Below are 15,432 nucleotides of genomic sequence, written 5' to 3'. Positions count from 1 at the left end.
TTCCCCTCCAGCCTACTTGATCAATGCATTGCAATCCACGATAAGCGCAACTTGTCCGTTCCCTAATATTGTAGCTCCAGAAATAGCGAATACGCTCTGAAGATAATTGCCAAGTGATTTCAATACGATCTCTTGCTGCCCGATAAATGAATCTACGACGAGGCCAGCCATCTTATCGCCTTTACGGACAATAACTACAGATTGGTATTCTTCCTTCTCCTGCGAACCATCCATTTCGAAAATCCCTTTTAAGTTGACGAGCGGAACGATGCTTCCCCTGAAATCAATCACTTTCTGATTATGCGCATTCAAGATGTCGGAAGTTTGAATGATCGCAGTTTCGATGATCGAGGAGAGCGGGATTGCATAAATATCCTTGTCCAAGTTGACAAGCATTACCGAAATAATGGACAACGTTAGTGGCAGCTGCACTTGGAAAAGAGAGCCTTGCCCTTCCTTGGAGTCGATCGTTATATAGCCGCCAAGTGATTCAATTGTACTTTTCACGACATCGAGACCGACACCGCGGCCAGATACATCGGTAATTTTTTCTGCAGTGGAAAACCCGGATGCCAAAACGAGTTCAGCAATCTGCCGATCCGTCAGCGTGGCAGCTATTTCTTCAGTTACAACGCCTCTTTCAAGTGCCTTTTGCAGAACCCGTTCCTTGTTGATGCCTGCACCATCATCTTCCAGCTCAATGAATACATGATTACCGGAATGATACGCCCTCAATGTGACAGTGCCTTCCTCAGGCTTGCCTTTAGCAAGTCGTTCTGCCGGACTCTCTATACCGTGATCCAATGCATTTCGGATCAAATGGACGAGAGGATCCCCGATTTCATCGATTACCGTTCTGTCCAGTTCAGTTTCGGCTCCGATGATTTCAAGATTAATCTTTTTATCTAGATCCCGTGCCAGCTGACGTACCATTTTCGGGAAGCGGTTGAATACAGTCTCTACGGGAATCATACGCATGTTCAGGATTATATTTTGAAGATCTCCGGAAACTCGGGTCATCCTCTCGACAGTTTCATTCAAGTCGGGATTATGTAATTCACTTGCAATCGATTGCAAACGTCCCCTGTCAATAACCAGCTCTTCGAAAAGATTCATGAGAATGTCCAACCGGTCAATATTGACCCGGATTGTCTTGTTCGCATTATGTGCATTCGTTGCTCGTCGTCCTTTTTGAGGGACGGCAATAGCTTTCCCAGTTTCCTTCGCGGTTTTCGCAACAGAAACGGCCTCAGTCTCAACAGGTGTCTCCTTAAGCAGGGATACGCCCATAACCGGATGGATATCGACCCGATCCACTTCAGAAACTTTCATCACTTTTGCTTCTAGTGAACTTGCTTCTTCTTTAGAGATTAGAACTATAGTGAATACTTCATCAAAATCCTCATTTTCCAACTGTTCAACAGAAGGTTTTGACTTAACGATTTCTCCTGATTTTTCAAGGATCTCGAAAACCATGAATACTCTTGCTGCCTTAAGTAAGCAGTCTTCCCGCAGTGTAACGGATATTTCATATGCATGGAAACCTTGTTCCTGCGATTGGCCGATCACCGTCATTTCATAATCATCGTAGTGAAGCGCCGGAGTATATTGTTGCAACGGCTCGATCGCCATTGTGGAGGCAGCCGTCTCCATTTCCGGTGCAATAACGGCTGATTGTCCAGTCTCTATGCGGTTCAATGCAGTGACAAGCTCTAGTACATCCTTCTTCCCTGTACCGCCTGCTTCTATATCCATCACCATTTCTTCCAAATAATCGACAGCTTTAAAAACGATGTCGAGAATTTCGGTCGAAACGCTGATTTTCGAGTTTCGGATTGCATCCAGAACATTTTCCATTTTATGTGTCAAGTCAGCGATGTCTTCGTATCCCATCGTTGCAGACATTCCTTTCAACGTATGTGCTGAACGGAATACTTCATTGACAATAGCCAGATCGTCGGGATTTTTTTCAAGTTCCAATAAGTGTTCATTGCAAGCTTGAAGATGTTCTTTACTCTCTTCAAGAAACATTTCAAGGTATTGATTTGTATCCATCATGACGCCCCCTCAAGAATGTAAGATTTCCGTAATTGCTGCCGCAATGCTCTGCACATCAACGATGCGATCGGCGAGACCGGCTTCTTTAATCGCTTTCGGCATTCCATAGACGACAGACGTCTTTTCGGATTCAGCAATCGTAATCGTAAAACAAGCCGATTTCAGTTGTTTCATCCCTTCCGTACCGTCTTGCCCCATCCCCGTCATGATGGCCGTTACATATTGCAGCTCCTGCATGGATGCAGCAGACTCCAACAGTATGTCTACAGACGGCCGATGACCCATTCGGGGTGAATCCGCGGCGTCGAGCCGGACGCAAAAACCAGCAGGGCACCTTTCAAATTTCAAATGCTTTCCGCCAGGTGCAATATAAGCAACACCTTTAAGAAGAGCTTCTCCATCCTCGGCTTCCTTCACCCTTATTTCGCTTAAGCCGTCCAATCGCTGGGCCAATGATTTCGTAAATCCAGGCGGCATATGCTGAACGACCAAAATTGGTGCATTTATATCAGACGGCAGTCGTGTAAGCACTTCCTGCAGTGCCCGTGGACCCCCTGTCGATGTACCTATTATAACAAAAGTCTCCATCCCTTTGTGAATCTTTTTGGCATGCAATGAATCTATTTGAGAGAGCATTGAATCAGAAGACCCGATTTTCTTTTCATTGATAGATTGTTTTTTCTTAAAATGCTTCTCGGCCTGTGGTACTGGTTGTTTTAGGAGATTGGAAATTCTGACTTTTGCAGCTGCAAATACTTTTTCGACAATCTCCTGTTCCACTTCATGCAAATTAAGTGAAATGGGTCCGCCAGGCTTGGCGACAAAATCCACGGCACCATAATCCATGGCGATCATCGTATTTTCTGCCCCAATTTCAGTCGTGCTTGAGAGCATTACAACGGGGGTAGGATGCTGTTCCATGATTTGCCTCAATGCCTCTAGCCCGTTCATGACCGGCATCTCAATATCCATCGTGATGACATCCGGTTGAAGTTCCACAGCTTTGGCAACGGCATCTTTCCCGTTGCGCGCTATTCCTATCACTTCAAGCAACGGATGCTTTGAAAGCATGTCTGTAATCAATTTTCGCATAAACGCGGAATCATCAACGACAAGCACTTTTTTCACAGTGCCGAATCCCAAATCATTCACGCCCTTTCAAGAAAATCCCCTTCAACTTTTGAAGGAATCCGGTTCCTTGTTTTTCCTCAGCCTGATCCACTTTTACAAATTCGTCGGCAATTGCTGCCATTCGCTTTGAAATAAGAGCATTGGGATAGAGCAATATAAAGGGTTTTTGCGCGACCACCGCTTTATGAACAGCCGCGTCTTCCGGTAAAAACCCTAAAATGAATGTGTCTTTATCAAGGAATTTCCTCATTGCATATTGCAGTCGTGTCACCGCGTCATTGCCGTCATCGAGCTTTGACACCCGATTACTAACAATGCTGAATTTCTTATCCGGGTCCTGTAGACAGATGAACTTCATCATCGAATAGGCATCAGTAATTGAAGTGGGTTCTGTTGTGGAAATGACGATCACTTCATCCACCGCAATGATCAGTTCGATTGAGCGCTGTGTCGCACCCGCCCCCATATCAAAAAGGATGAAGTCATACTCTTTTTGAAGCTGTTCGAAAGCGGCCAGCAATCGTTCAAACATATCCTCGGACCAATCGAGAACAGAATCCAATCCCGATCCTCCTGAAATGAATGTAAGCCCATCCTCATCTGAGTTTATGACATTTTCCAATCGTTGTTGGCCCGTCAAATAATCCTTCAAACTGTGTTGGGGAGCAGCGCCGAGTAAAATATGGATGTTTCCCATGCCGATATCCATATCGACGACGATGACTTTCTTTCCTTTCAAACGTAAAGAATGGGCGAAATTCGTGGAGAAGTTCGACTTGCCCACCCCACCTTTTCCACTGACAATCGCAACCGATTTTGCCAATTCACCCTGCACCTTCAACATCTTCATTCGAAGTGCTTCCGCTTGGTCACGCATGTTCAGCACCTGCCAATAACAATGTGAGCATTCTTTCGAGATCTGCCTCAGTAAGATCTTCCGGCACTTCCTGTCCATCTGTGTAATAAGCAGTGCCGATGCCGTATTCTTTCATTAGATTGAACATCGGGCCAATCGATCCCGTTTCATCCACTTTCGTAAAGATGAATTTCTTAATCGGAAAAGAAGTAAATTTGTCGATAATTGTCCTCATATCCTCTTCCTTTGAAGTCACAGACAAGACGAGGAATGATTCCATGTCCAACGTGAAATCGATCAGACGTTTCAAATCATCTACAAATTTGATTTCTTTATAATTACGGCCAGCTGTATCGATAAAGATCAAGTCACGATCTTGCATTTTTCTGATGGCTTCTTCAAAGTCCTTGCTATTATAGGCGATTTCAACTGGCGCCTGTAATAGATTCGCATACGTGCGCAATTGTTCTATTGCAGCAATCCGATAGGTGTCAGTTGTTATGAAGCCAATCTTCTTTTTATCTTCCAAAAGGGCCCTAGCCGCAATCTTAGCAATCGTTGTCGTCTTTCCAACCCCGGTCGGACCAAGTACATTAATATATTTTTTGGTAGTTGAAATGCCGCCGAAAGGTAAGTCTGAGAATTCTTTCGTTAAGAACGTCTTTGCTAGTTCCACTTGTTCCTCTGTTGAAAAATCTTTCTTTTCCTCTTTCATCAACGTGAAAATTTCATTTCCAATTTGAAGAGTCAGCTGTTCCGACAACTCCTGTTTCTCTAAAAAAGTGAGCAACGGTTTGAGCTCATCCGGGAAATTGGCGAATGAAGCAGACTGTTTCATTTCCTGAAGAAGTCTTTTCATCTCATTCATTTCTTTCCTTATTTCTGCGTCCTGCTTGAGGTCTACAACCTCGGCAGTCTGTTTCGGTATAAATGATGTTGTTGACTGAGTGAAGGAAGGTTCATCAAAACCGGCAACGACTTCAACCGACTTCTTTTGAAAAAAGCCGAGAAACCCTTTGGAGGTGACGACATTTGAGCTAAGGATGACAGCTTCATCCCCGAAATCAGCTCTCACCTTCTTCATCGCCTCCACCATCGTATCGGCTGTATATTTCTTCATTTTCATCAGATTTCCACCACCCCGACACTTTGGACTTCAATTGAAGCTTCAAGCTCATTGTAAGATAATACAGGTATTTGCGGGAAGTACCGCTCCGTAATTTGCCTTAAGTACATCCTGATTGCCGGCGAGCAGAGAATGACAGGTGATTGGTCCATCAGCGCCACCCTTTCGACCTCTCTTGCGATCGATTCCAATATTTCTTGGGAATGGGACGGGTCAATCGACAAATAATTGCCTTGCTCGGTCTGCTGGATATGATCCGCTATCAATTTCTCGACTTTACCTGATACGGTCAATACTTTCAAAGCTTCTACCCCGGTCGAGTATTGACCGGTGATTTGTCTTGCAAGCGATTGCCTTACATATTCCGTCAGCAAATCGACATCCGATGAGTACTTCGAATAATCGGCAAGCGTCTCGAAAATAATCGGCAAGTTGCGGATCGAGACATTTTCATTCAATAATTTCGCCAACACTTTTTGGATTTCACCTATTGAGAGAGGCGTAGGTGTAAGTTCATCGACCAGGATTGGATACGTCTCACGAACATGATCGACGAGCTGTTTCGTTTCTTGGCGTCCAATCAGGTCGGCTGCATTCGCACGGATCACTTCAGTGAGATGGGTCGAGACAACGCTTGGTGGATCGACGACTGTATAGCCCATAATTTCGGCATCTTCTTTAACGTCTTCAGTAATCCACTTCGCGGGAAGGCCGAATGACGGCTCAATCGTATCGATTCCAACAATCGAATCATCACCCCCCGGACTCATTGCGAGATAATGGTCAAGAAGCAGTTCGCCTCTTGCCAGCTCATTTCCCTTTATCTTGATACGATATTCATTCGGTTGCAGCTGGATATTGTCCCGGATCCGGACGACCGGAATGACGAGCCCCAACTCAAGTGCAAGCTGCCTTCTGATCATGACGACCCTGTCCAGTAAATCCCCGCCTTGCTGGGCGTCGACTAAAGGGATGAGCCCGTAGCCGAATTCGAACTCGATCGGATCGACATTCAATAGGTTGACTACATTTTCCGGACTCTTCATCCCTTCCGTTTCAACTTCTTCTTCCATTTCCAGCAATTCGGTAGGGTCTTCCTCAGGTTGACGTGACATGATGTATGCACCTAAAACCAGAAGTGCTGCAATTGGAATCGTAAGGATGTCATTGATTGGCGTAAACAGCCCTAACAGGAAGACGGTTATTGCTGCAATATAGAGCAACTTCGGTTGGCCTAACAGCTGTCTCGTTATATCCGTACCAAGATTCCCTTCGGATGCTGCACGCGTTACGACAATCCCTGTAGCTGTCGAGATGAGTAAAGCCGGTATTTGGGAAACGATTCCATCTCCGACGGTCAATTTGGAGAATTTCGTCGCAGCCTCGGCAAATGGCAAATCCATCTGTGCGACACCGATAATCATCCCTACAAGTAGGTTGATGATGACGATGATGATTCCGGCGATGGCATCTCCTTTAACAAATTTCGTTGCTCCATCCATCGCGCCATAGAAGTCAGCTTCATTGCTCACCTTTTCACGGCGCATCCTTGCTTCTGTCTCAGAAATCATTCCTGCGTTCAAATCGGCATCGATACTCATCTGCTTACCTGGCATTGCATCTAACGTAAAACGGGCTGCCACTTCAGAAACCCGCTCCGATCCCTTCGTTATGACGATGAACTGGATGATGATTAAAATGACAAAGACAACAAGACCGACGACGATATTTCCGCCGGTTACAAATGTACCGAATGTGTCGACAACCCCGCCTGCATCCCCTTGTGAAAGAATTGCACGGGTCGTTGAAACGTTCAAACCTAGACGGAAAAGCGTCAGTAATAAAAGCAACGAAGGAAATATCGAAAATTGCAATGCTTCCTGCATATTCATCGATGTCAAAAGGACCATTAATGCAAGTGTTATATTGATAATGATAAGAAAGCTTAAAAGCCAAGGCGGTAATGGGATGACGAGCATGGCAACAATCATAATGACCGCTGCCAATACTCCGATATCTCTAAATTGCATGCCATCCCCTCTTTCTCTAATTGTAATCATGCCAAGGCGTGGGTACGCCCGCAGATTTACCTTGCATTAGCAAGTTATATTTTCCGTTGTATTCGATAAACGTATGCCAATATTTCAGCGACCGTCTTAAAGAACTGATCAGGAATACGATCCCCGATCTCTACATCGTCGTACAGTGACCTTGCCAATGGACGATTTTCAACCATGACAATATTGTGCTCCTTCGCAATCAGCTTTATCTTTTGTGCGATGAAGTCTGCCCCCTTCGCAATAACGACGGGTGCGTCCATCTTTTCATCGTCATATTTCAAGGCGATGGCAAAGTGGGTCGGATTCGTGATAACGACATCCGCCTGCGGCACTTCCTGCATCATCCTTCGCATCGCCATTTCTCTTTGGCGCTGTTTGATGCGCGACTTGATGATCGGATCACCTTCCGTATTTTTATATTCATCTTTAATATCCTGTTTGGACATCCGCAAGTTTTTCTCGTAATCAAACTTTTGATAAAAATAGTCCAATACCGAAATGAATAACAGAACGAAGGAGGCGACGATGCCCATTAAAGCTACCAATTGTCCGACTGTCACCAATGTGTCATGGGGTGTCTTGAAAGCTAGACCTAACACTTTTTCGATGTTCGTCATGAGAAGGAATGTCGTCACTGAACCGATAAAAGATATTTTCAACAAAGATTTCAATAATTCAACGATTGCACGAATGGAGAATATCCTTTTCAACCCTTTAATTGGATCTATCTTTTTCAAGTCGAATTTCAAAGGTTCCGCAGTAAACAGCAATCCGAACTGCATCAGGTTTCCCACTATACCCGCAATGACTGCAACGGCCATTATCGGCAAGAGGATATATGCCATTTGAACAATCATATTTATGTAAAGAATCATCGTTTGATCGATATCCAATGCCTTGATTGAAACGGATTCTGTAAATGAATGTGTAAAGAACACAAAAAATCGATCACGCATGAAGCCGGCTGCGACAAAAAGGAACAGGAATACGAAGAGAAGGACAACTGCAGTTGTAACATCCTGGCTCTTTAATACCTGTCCTTTCTTGCGGGAGTCGAGTCGTTTCTTCGGAGTGGCCTTTTCTGTCTTTTCGCCTGCAAAGAACTGTAAATCTAAACGAATCATCCGTCAGCCACCTCCTAAGATGATCATCAAATCCCTCATTGCCGACATCATCAGTTCAAACAATTTTCTCATCATCGCAATCATGACCGTGAACATCGTCACAAGGACGAGGAAACTGACACCGATTTTAATGGGAAATCCGACAACGAAAATATTTAGTTGCGGAACCGTCCTCGCTGTTATACCTAAAGCTAGATCAACAAGAAACAAGGTTGCTACAATCGGTACGGACATTTGGAATGCAATGGCAAACGTCATTGCAAATGTCCTTATGACGAAATCGATTAGCCGTTCATCACCAAATGCCGGCCAAAGCATGTCAAGCGGTATGAAGCGATAACTGTAAAAGATGCCGTCAAGGAGCATATGATGGCCATTCAATGTCAATAACAGTAAAATGGCGAGGGCATTAAAAAATTGACCTAGCAAAGGCGACTGGGCCCCAGTTTGCGGGTCGATGACGTTTGCAATGGCAAAGCCCATCTGGAAATCGATAAAGCCGCCGGCAATCTGGATTGCCGACATGACGATATAGGCGATGATACCGATGAAGATGCCTGTAAGAGCTTCCTTTATCACAAGAAGTATGTATGTGCCATCAATTTCAATTCCTGGAGCATCGACTGTATACACCATCATCCATGCCAATAATGCGGCAAAGACAATCCTATGCGTTGTCGGGATCGCACGGTAAGAAAACAAAGGGACAGTTACGATAAAGGCGGTCACTCTTGTCAAAATGAGCAAGTACGCAGCCAAGGAAGGAATCAGTTCTTCCATTCCATCACCCTATATACCGAACTAGATTATCGAAAATGTCTGTCGCGAACGCCGTGACCCTGGCCAACATCCAAGGACCGAAAAAGATAAGCGCTACAAGGACGGCAATAATTTTCGGCACAAATGCCAATGTCTGCTCCTGGATTTGTGTCGTCGCCTGGAAAATACTGACGACCAAGCCGGAAACCAATGCTACAATCAACAGCGGACCGGAAGTTAATAAAATGACCCAAACCGCCCGCTCAGCTATCGCTATGACTACTTCGCCTGTCATTACTTATCACTCCTAAACTGTTAAATTGCCGATTTCCGAAAGGGAGATGACAGGTTACGTTTATTACTTACTAGCTAAAAACTCTGCAATAATGACTTGACGATAAGATACCATCCATCGACTAGGACGAATAATAGAATCTTAAATGGCAGAGAAATCATGACCGGCGGCAACATCATCATCCCCATGGACATGAGAATACTCGCAACGATCATGTCAATGACAAGAAACGGGATGAAAATCATGAAACCCATTTGGAATGCGGTCTTAATCTCACTTAACGCGAAAGCCGGCACTAACATTGTCAACGGAATATCTTCCAACGTTTCAGGACGCTCCGCTTGGTTGTACCGCAGGAATAACTCCAAATCTTTCTGCCGTGTGTGTTTGCTCATGAACTCTTTGAATGGCAAACTTGCCTGTTCATATGCTTCCTCGAGTGTAATTTCTTCAGCAAATAGAGGTGTAAGGGCTGTTTCATTCACCTGTTGGAAAGTAGGTGCCATGACAAAGAATGTCAAAAACAGAGCAAGCCCGACAATAACCTGGTTTGGTGGCATTTGCTGCGTTGCTAGTGCAGTCCTGACAAAAGATAAAACAATGACAATCCGGGCAAATGACGTCATAAGAATGAGGATTGCCGGTGCTAGCGATAGGACTGTTAGGAGGAGAAGCATTTTGATGGATGTCGATACATTTGTCGGGTTGCTGTCCGAAAAAAACTGGACGAAATCATTCATCTTTTCTGCTCTCCTTTTCTGCCAATCGGTTCAAATGCTTTTTCCTCTCCGCCTTCAATTCATCTAATCTGGAAGTGAACATTTTTTTAAAATCGGCGGGTTGCTCGCTATCTTCCGATGAGTCCCCTTTGCCTAGAGGAAGCATCGTCAGCAATTTATTCAAAGCGCTTGGAGGTGAAGGATGATCATCATCATCGAAATAACTTTCCAATGCTGCGATCTCTTCCGGGTCTGTAATCTCTTTCAGCAGCCTAACTTCGTCCCCTACGCCTATTAAATAATAAGATTCTCCGATAACGACCAATTGAATGGATTTCTGCTGTCCTAACGAAAGACCCCCGACATTTTTCATTAATCGATGCTGGTTAAACATTCGGTTCTTCCGGTTAATGAACTTTAATAAGGCGAGTAGAAGGCCGGCTACAAAGAGCAACGCCAAAAGTGTTTTTACATAATCCCACCAAGACAAGCCGACAGCTGCCCCGTCTTGCGTACGGTCGGCAGCTGGCTCGTCTTCCTCAATTACATTTGTAATCTCTTCACCACTGTCCTTATCTTTTCCATACCAATCAGATACAGATTTGGTTGGATTGTCTTCTGCATACGTCACTATAGGCAAAGAGCTGATAAGGACGACTGCCAGCAGGAAAATTGATGAAAACTTTTGCAAAACTGATAAATTCATAAGTCAACCTATTGCTTTTGTGATCGCTTCAACAACACGATCAGCCTGGAACGGCTTCACAATGAAGTCCTTTGCTCCAGCTTGAATTGCATCGATGACCATCGCTTGCTGTCCCATTGCCGAGCACATAATGATTGTAGCTGACGGGTCCTTTTCTTTAATGGCTTTCAACGCCGCAATACCGTCCATTTCTGGCATCGTAATATCCATCGTTACGAGATCCGGTTTTAATTCCATATACTTTTCAACAGCTTGCGCACCATCGGCAGCTTCACCGACTACTTCAAAATTGTTCTTTGTCAAAATATCTTTGATCATCATGCGCATGAAAGCTGCATCATCCACTATTAAAATACGTTTACCCATTCTCATGACCTCCCGGATCTTATCTTAAATTATTCAATCGTTCTGTCTGGCTCAAAATATCCGTTATCCGTACGCCGAAGTTCTCATCAATTACGACGACTTCCCCTTTAGCGATATGGCGGTTATTTACTAAAATATCGACCGGCTCTCCCGCCAGCTTATCCAATTCTATGATGGACCCGCTAGACATTTCAAGGATTTCTTTAACCGAACGTTTCGTCCTTCCAAGTTCCACAGTCACTTGCAAAGGGATATCCAGCAACATATTCAAGTTGTTCGTCTCGGCTTGATTTAAGGAAGGACCTTCAAAGTTCGCGAAACGGGCTTGCTGTACGTGTACAGGTGGTTGTTGCTGCCTTTGTGGCATCTGCTGCTGAACCGGCTGTTCGTAATGAGGCTGTTCATAAGCAGGAGGGGCAAACTGTTGGGATGCACTATCCCCATAGCTGTAACTAGAATGGTCCTCTTGCGGAAATTCAGGCTGCCGCATTTCCTGTTTGGATGGTGCCGGTCTGGCCGGCGCTTCCATTGTAACAGCAGCTTCCTCCTCTGCCCCCATGCCCATAAGCGACGCAACAAGGTTTTTTCCGAATTGAAGCGGGAACAACTGCATAATGTTTGAATCGATTAAATTTCCTACTTTTAACTCAAAGGAAACTTTAATCATCATTTCATCTTTCGGAATCTTATCGATGCTTTCCTCATTTTCCATATTCATCAAGTCTATTGATGGAGGGGAGATATCGACTTTCTTATTGAAAACAGTGGACATCGACGTAGCCGCCGATCCCATCATTTGATTCATCGCTTCCTGTACAGCACTTAGATGGATCTCATTCAATTCTTCATTTGGGGCCATTCCATCCCCGCCCAACATAAGATCAGCGATGATTGCGGCATCACTTTGTTTAATGACGAGGAGATTGGTGCCATTTAAGCCTTCCGTATATTCCACTTGGATTGCTACATACGGATGAACGAATTCTGTCTCCAGCATACTACGGTCCACTACAGAGATTGCGGGAGTGGTAATTTCCACTTTCTGTCCAAGCAATGAGGAGAGGGCTGTTGCAGAGCTGCCGAAGGAAATGTTCCCGACTTCTCCTAATGCATCTTTTTCCATTTCACTTAATTGGTCGTCAAAATTCTGATGTTCAGAGGACGATGTTGCTGTTTCTTCCGTACGAATCGGTTCTCCGCGCAGCAACGCTTCGATTTCTTCCTGTGAAAGCACATTATCACTCATCATCTTCATCCCCTCCGTTCAATATATCGATTATTTGTACAGCCATCCTGTTTCGAAGATGACCAGGCTGTGCTGTGAATTTTGGTATGTCTCCCACTTTGACAATCAATGGGTCTTCGATTTTCCGGTCAAGGGAAATGACATCCCCTACTTGAAGATACAAGAAATCCTCGACCGACATGGAACCTTTCCCCAACTCAGTTGTAAGCGGCAAACTTGCTTGTTTCAGCCGCTTTTCCAAAATGATGCTTTGTTCAGGCGTCGGCTCCTTTTTATTGGTCTGCATCCAATAACGGACCGATAAATTCGGAACAATCGGCTCCAGAACGACATGCGGAATGCATATGTTGATCATGCCGCTGGATTCCCCGATCACGATGTTGAATGAAATGACGACGACTGTCTCATTCGGTGAAATCATTTGAAGGAATTGCGGGTTCACTTCCATTTCTGATAGGAACGGATCGATTTCAATGATCCCCGACCAAGCCTCCCGTAGATTATCAAATGACCGTTCGAATAGATTCGTCAATATCTTCGTTTCGATTTCGGTCATATTATCCACTTTTCCGGGACCTTCACCTACTCCGCCCATCATTCGGTCAAGCATTGAATACGCGACGTTCGGATTGACTTCCATAATGATATTCCCTTCAAGCGGCGGCACTTCGAAAATATTTAGCAATGTCATATTCGGAATGGATCTGATGAACTCCTCGAATGGGATTTGATCGACCGAAGCGACATTTATGTGGATGTACGTGCGCAATTGTGCGGAAAAATAAGTCGTCAATAATCTCGCAAAATTTTCATGGATCCGCGTCAAGCTACGGATCTGATCTTTTGAGAAGCGGAGAGCACGTTTGAAGTCATATACTTTGACCTTCCGGGTCTCGTCTTCCTTCTTCATCTCTTCCGCCGACATTTCACCTGTCGATAATGCCGATAATAAAGCATCAATTTCATTTTGGGATAAAATATCTCCCGGCATAAGGCCACCTCCCGGCATTGTATATGTCCATCAATTTGTTATTGGATAATGTATGAAACGATGTAAACTTTTTCGATTTCACCCTCTTGCATAAGTGGATTCAATTGTGATTTGATGGAATCCTCGAATGCCTGCTTTCCTGCTTTTCCTTCAAAATCCTTTGATGTCATTTCTGAAAGTTCCTGTATGACGATGTTCTGGATTTGAAAGTCCCTTTTCGCCAGTTCAGCAGCTGCTTTTTTATCTGTCGTTTGGATTTTTAATGAAATCCGGATAAATTGGCGGCCGGATAAATTTGTCATGATTTCAGGCACGTCCACGGATGCTTCGATGATGTCATCGATTGTGGGCTCTTTTGGAGCGGAATCCCCTTTTAGTTGCAAGGTGAGGATTAGGCCGATGATCCCGACAAGCGTCAAGGTTACTACAATGATAAGTGCGATTGTCAATGCTTTATTTTTCATCTTCTTCACCCCGGATATGCGGATTCGCTAGTAGTTGGACCGATTGATAAAATTCGATGATGCGGCGATTTACTTCGTCGATCGGGTCCAGGACGACGTATTTGGTGCCGGTTGTTAATGTGATGGTTGTGTCGGGAAACGATTCGATTGTTTCTATGTATAAAGCGTTCAGTGTGAACGCTTTGCCATTGAGGCGAGTTACCTTGATCATATGTAAGGGGCCGGGCACAGGGCCGGCCCGACCCTCCTTTGCTAATAACGCATAAAGTTGTGCAAACACGCATAAACTCGTCGAATTACGCATAATTCTTTTGAAAAGCTCATAAATGTGTGTAGAAACGCATAAAGCAGTGTACTGTACCGGATTTCCGCTGCAGGCGGACGCTTTCCGCGGGCACGGCTTCAGCCGCTTCCCTCGCTGTGCTCAGTCCAGGGTCTTCAGCTCGCGCTGTTCCCGCTGGAGTCGCCGCCTTTCGCTTCAATCCTACAAATGTAACACTACTAGGCTAGATTAGTAGACTTATCGTTTCAAGTTAACGAGCTCTTGAAGGATTTCATCAGAAGTTGTGATGATACGAGTATTCGCTTGGAAACCACGTTGTGCGACGATCATTTCAGTGAATTCCTCAGCAAGGTCTACGTTGGACATTTCCAAGAAACCAGATTGTATCTCACCTAATCCGTTTGTAGTTCCAGTACCTAAATGTGGTTCACCCGAATTGGAAGTCACTTCAAAGGTATTACCGCCTAATTTATTTAACCCACCTGGATTCGAAAACTTTGCCATCTCCAGTTGACCAGCCCATCGCAGCTTGCCATCAGCAGCAACAAATGTTACAACTCCGTCTTGGCTAACTGACATACTTTGAGCATCTGTCGGTATTTGAATTGGTTGGAAAGCTGTGTTTGTTGGTAACGTTCCAGTTGGACGATTTCCAGCTGCAGTATAAGGTGGAATTGTTTGTGGAGCCTCAGGATATACCGCTGGTGTACCTGACGCACGTGCACCAATTCCTACTAGATACTTTCCATCTGAATTTACTAAAAAGCCTTTGCTGTCCATATAGAAATTTCCGGCCCTAGTGTATTGTATTGATCCGCTGAAACCAGTTGGATTTGCATTATTTCCATCTTGTACTTGGAAGAAGCCATCTCCTGAAATAGCTAGGTCCAAAGTGTTTCCTGTAAATTGCGTCGAACCGCCAGTATGCATCGTGTCAATTGCCGCAATTTGAGAACCAAGTCCAACTTGTTTTGGATTGACACCTCCACGTGCTGCACTTCCACCTGAAGCACCAGCAACCGTCTGCGAAATCAAATCCTTAAAAATTGTTCTACCCTTCTTAAACCCATAAGTATTAACATTCGATATATTATTCCCGATAACGTCTAATTTTGTTTGGAAGTTCCGTAAACCTGAGATTCCTGAGTACATTGATCGTAACATATTAATTTTTCCCCTCTCGGATTGTGAGTGTACTTGCCTCTGTCAGTCGGCAGTACGTTGGCATCCTCTGTCTGAGGTCCTGCC

16 protein-coding genes are annotated in these 15,432 nt (G+C 44.6%); all 16 read right to left on the bottom strand.

The genetic code is table 11. The features are described 5' to 3' along the window. Positions 1 to 12: 12 nt before the first annotated feature. Complete coding sequence (locus tag OC538_RS01080; RefSeq protein ID WP_262172933.1) at positions 13 to 2,055, bottom strand: chemotaxis protein CheA; 2,043 nt, start codon at positions 2,053 to 2,055, stop codon at positions 13 to 15. Positions 2,056 to 2,067: 12 nt separating this feature from the next. Beyond that, complete coding sequence (locus OC538_RS01075) at positions 2,068 to 3,150, bottom strand: chemotaxis response regulator protein-glutamate methylesterase (protein ID WP_410055857.1); 1,083 nt, start codon at positions 3,148 to 3,150, stop codon at positions 2,068 to 2,070. A gap of 52 nt (positions 3,151 to 3,202) precedes the next feature. Further along, positions 3,203 to 4,066, bottom strand: coding sequence for a MinD/ParA family protein (locus OC538_RS01070; protein WP_262172930.1), 864 nt, complete (start codon positions 4,064 to 4,066; stop codon positions 3,203 to 3,205). Then, the gene (gene flhF, locus OC538_RS01065; RefSeq protein ID WP_262172929.1) at positions 4,059 to 5,171 is read right to left on the bottom strand and encodes a flagellar biosynthesis protein FlhF; all 1,113 of its coding nucleotides are present in this window, start codon (positions 5,169 to 5,171) and stop codon (positions 4,059 to 4,061) included. Before flhF ends, OC538_RS01070 begins: the two co-directional genes overlap by 8 nt. Next, positions 5,171 to 7,201 carry a flagellar biosynthesis protein FlhA gene (gene flhA, locus OC538_RS01060; protein ID WP_251694804.1) on the bottom strand — a complete coding sequence of 677 codons (2,031 nt, stop codon included), beginning with the start codon at positions 7,199 to 7,201 and terminating at the stop codon, positions 5,171 to 5,173. The genes flhF and flhA overlap by 1 nt, the downstream gene beginning before the upstream one ends. Before the next feature lie 74 nt (positions 7,202 to 7,275). Next, positions 7,276 to 8,355: a flagellar biosynthesis protein FlhB gene (flhB, locus tag OC538_RS01055; protein WP_262172928.1), complete on the bottom strand. Its 1,080-nt coding sequence runs from the start codon at positions 8,353 to 8,355 to the stop codon at positions 7,276 to 7,278. Between the two features lie 3 nt (positions 8,356 to 8,358). Continuing rightward, positions 8,359 to 9,135 carry a flagellar biosynthetic protein FliR gene (fliR, locus tag OC538_RS01050; RefSeq protein WP_251694806.1) on the bottom strand — a complete coding sequence of 259 codons (777 nt, stop codon included), beginning with the start codon at positions 9,133 to 9,135 and terminating at the stop codon, positions 8,359 to 8,361. 4 nt (positions 9,136 to 9,139) lie between these two features. Further along, the gene (gene fliQ / locus OC538_RS01045) at positions 9,140 to 9,409 is read right to left on the bottom strand and encodes a flagellar biosynthesis protein FliQ (protein ID WP_251694807.1); all 270 of its coding nucleotides are present in this window, start codon (positions 9,407 to 9,409) and stop codon (positions 9,140 to 9,142) included. Positions 9,410 to 9,483: 74 nt separating this feature from the next. Continuing rightward, positions 9,484 to 10,149: a flagellar type III secretion system pore protein FliP gene (gene fliP / locus OC538_RS01040; RefSeq protein ID WP_251694808.1), complete on the bottom strand. Its 666-nt coding sequence runs from the start codon at positions 10,147 to 10,149 to the stop codon at positions 9,484 to 9,486. Next, complete coding sequence (locus OC538_RS01035; protein ID WP_251694809.1) at positions 10,142 to 10,834, bottom strand: flagellar biosynthetic protein FliO; 693 nt, start codon at positions 10,832 to 10,834, stop codon at positions 10,142 to 10,144. The genes fliP and OC538_RS01035 overlap by 8 nt, the downstream gene beginning before the upstream one ends. A 3-nt stretch (positions 10,835 to 10,837) precedes the next feature. Then, positions 10,838 to 11,200, bottom strand: a complete 363-nt coding sequence (locus OC538_RS01030) for a response regulator (protein ID WP_251694810.1) — start codon at positions 11,198 to 11,200, stop codon at positions 10,838 to 10,840. Positions 11,201 to 11,219: 19 nt separating this feature from the next. Next, positions 11,220 to 12,446 carry a flagellar motor switch phosphatase FliY gene (gene fliY / locus OC538_RS01025; RefSeq protein WP_251695296.1) on the bottom strand — a complete coding sequence of 409 codons (1,227 nt, stop codon included), beginning with the start codon at positions 12,444 to 12,446 and terminating at the stop codon, positions 11,220 to 11,222. Further along, complete coding sequence (fliM, locus tag OC538_RS01020) at positions 12,439 to 13,437, bottom strand: flagellar motor switch protein FliM (protein ID WP_251694811.1); 999 nt, start codon at positions 13,435 to 13,437, stop codon at positions 12,439 to 12,441. Before fliM ends, fliY begins: the two co-directional genes overlap by 8 nt. Before the next feature lie 38 nt (positions 13,438 to 13,475). Next, positions 13,476 to 13,901, bottom strand: a complete 426-nt coding sequence (gene fliL, locus OC538_RS01015; protein WP_251694812.1) for a flagellar basal body-associated protein FliL — start codon at positions 13,899 to 13,901, stop codon at positions 13,476 to 13,478. Further along, on the bottom strand, positions 13,891 to 14,112 hold the full coding sequence (locus OC538_RS01010; protein WP_262172922.1) for a flagellar FlbD family protein: 222 nt from the start codon (positions 14,110 to 14,112) through the stop codon (positions 13,891 to 13,893). Before OC538_RS01010 ends, fliL begins: the two co-directional genes overlap by 11 nt. A 309-nt stretch (positions 14,113 to 14,421) precedes the next feature. Further along, on the bottom strand, positions 14,422 to 15,348 hold the full coding sequence (flgG, locus tag OC538_RS01005; protein WP_262172919.1) for a flagellar basal body rod protein FlgG: 927 nt from the start codon (positions 15,346 to 15,348) through the stop codon (positions 14,422 to 14,424). Between the last annotated feature and the right edge of the window lie 84 nt (positions 15,349 to 15,432).

This window comes from Saccharococcus sp. Marseille-Q5394 (assembly GCF_946901335.1).
GTDB lineage: Bacteria > Bacillota > Bacilli > Bacillales_A > Planococcaceae > Sporosarcina > Sporosarcina luteola_C.
Note: the sequence above shows the minus strand (reverse complement) of the source record. Positions and strands in the feature narration are given on the sequence as shown.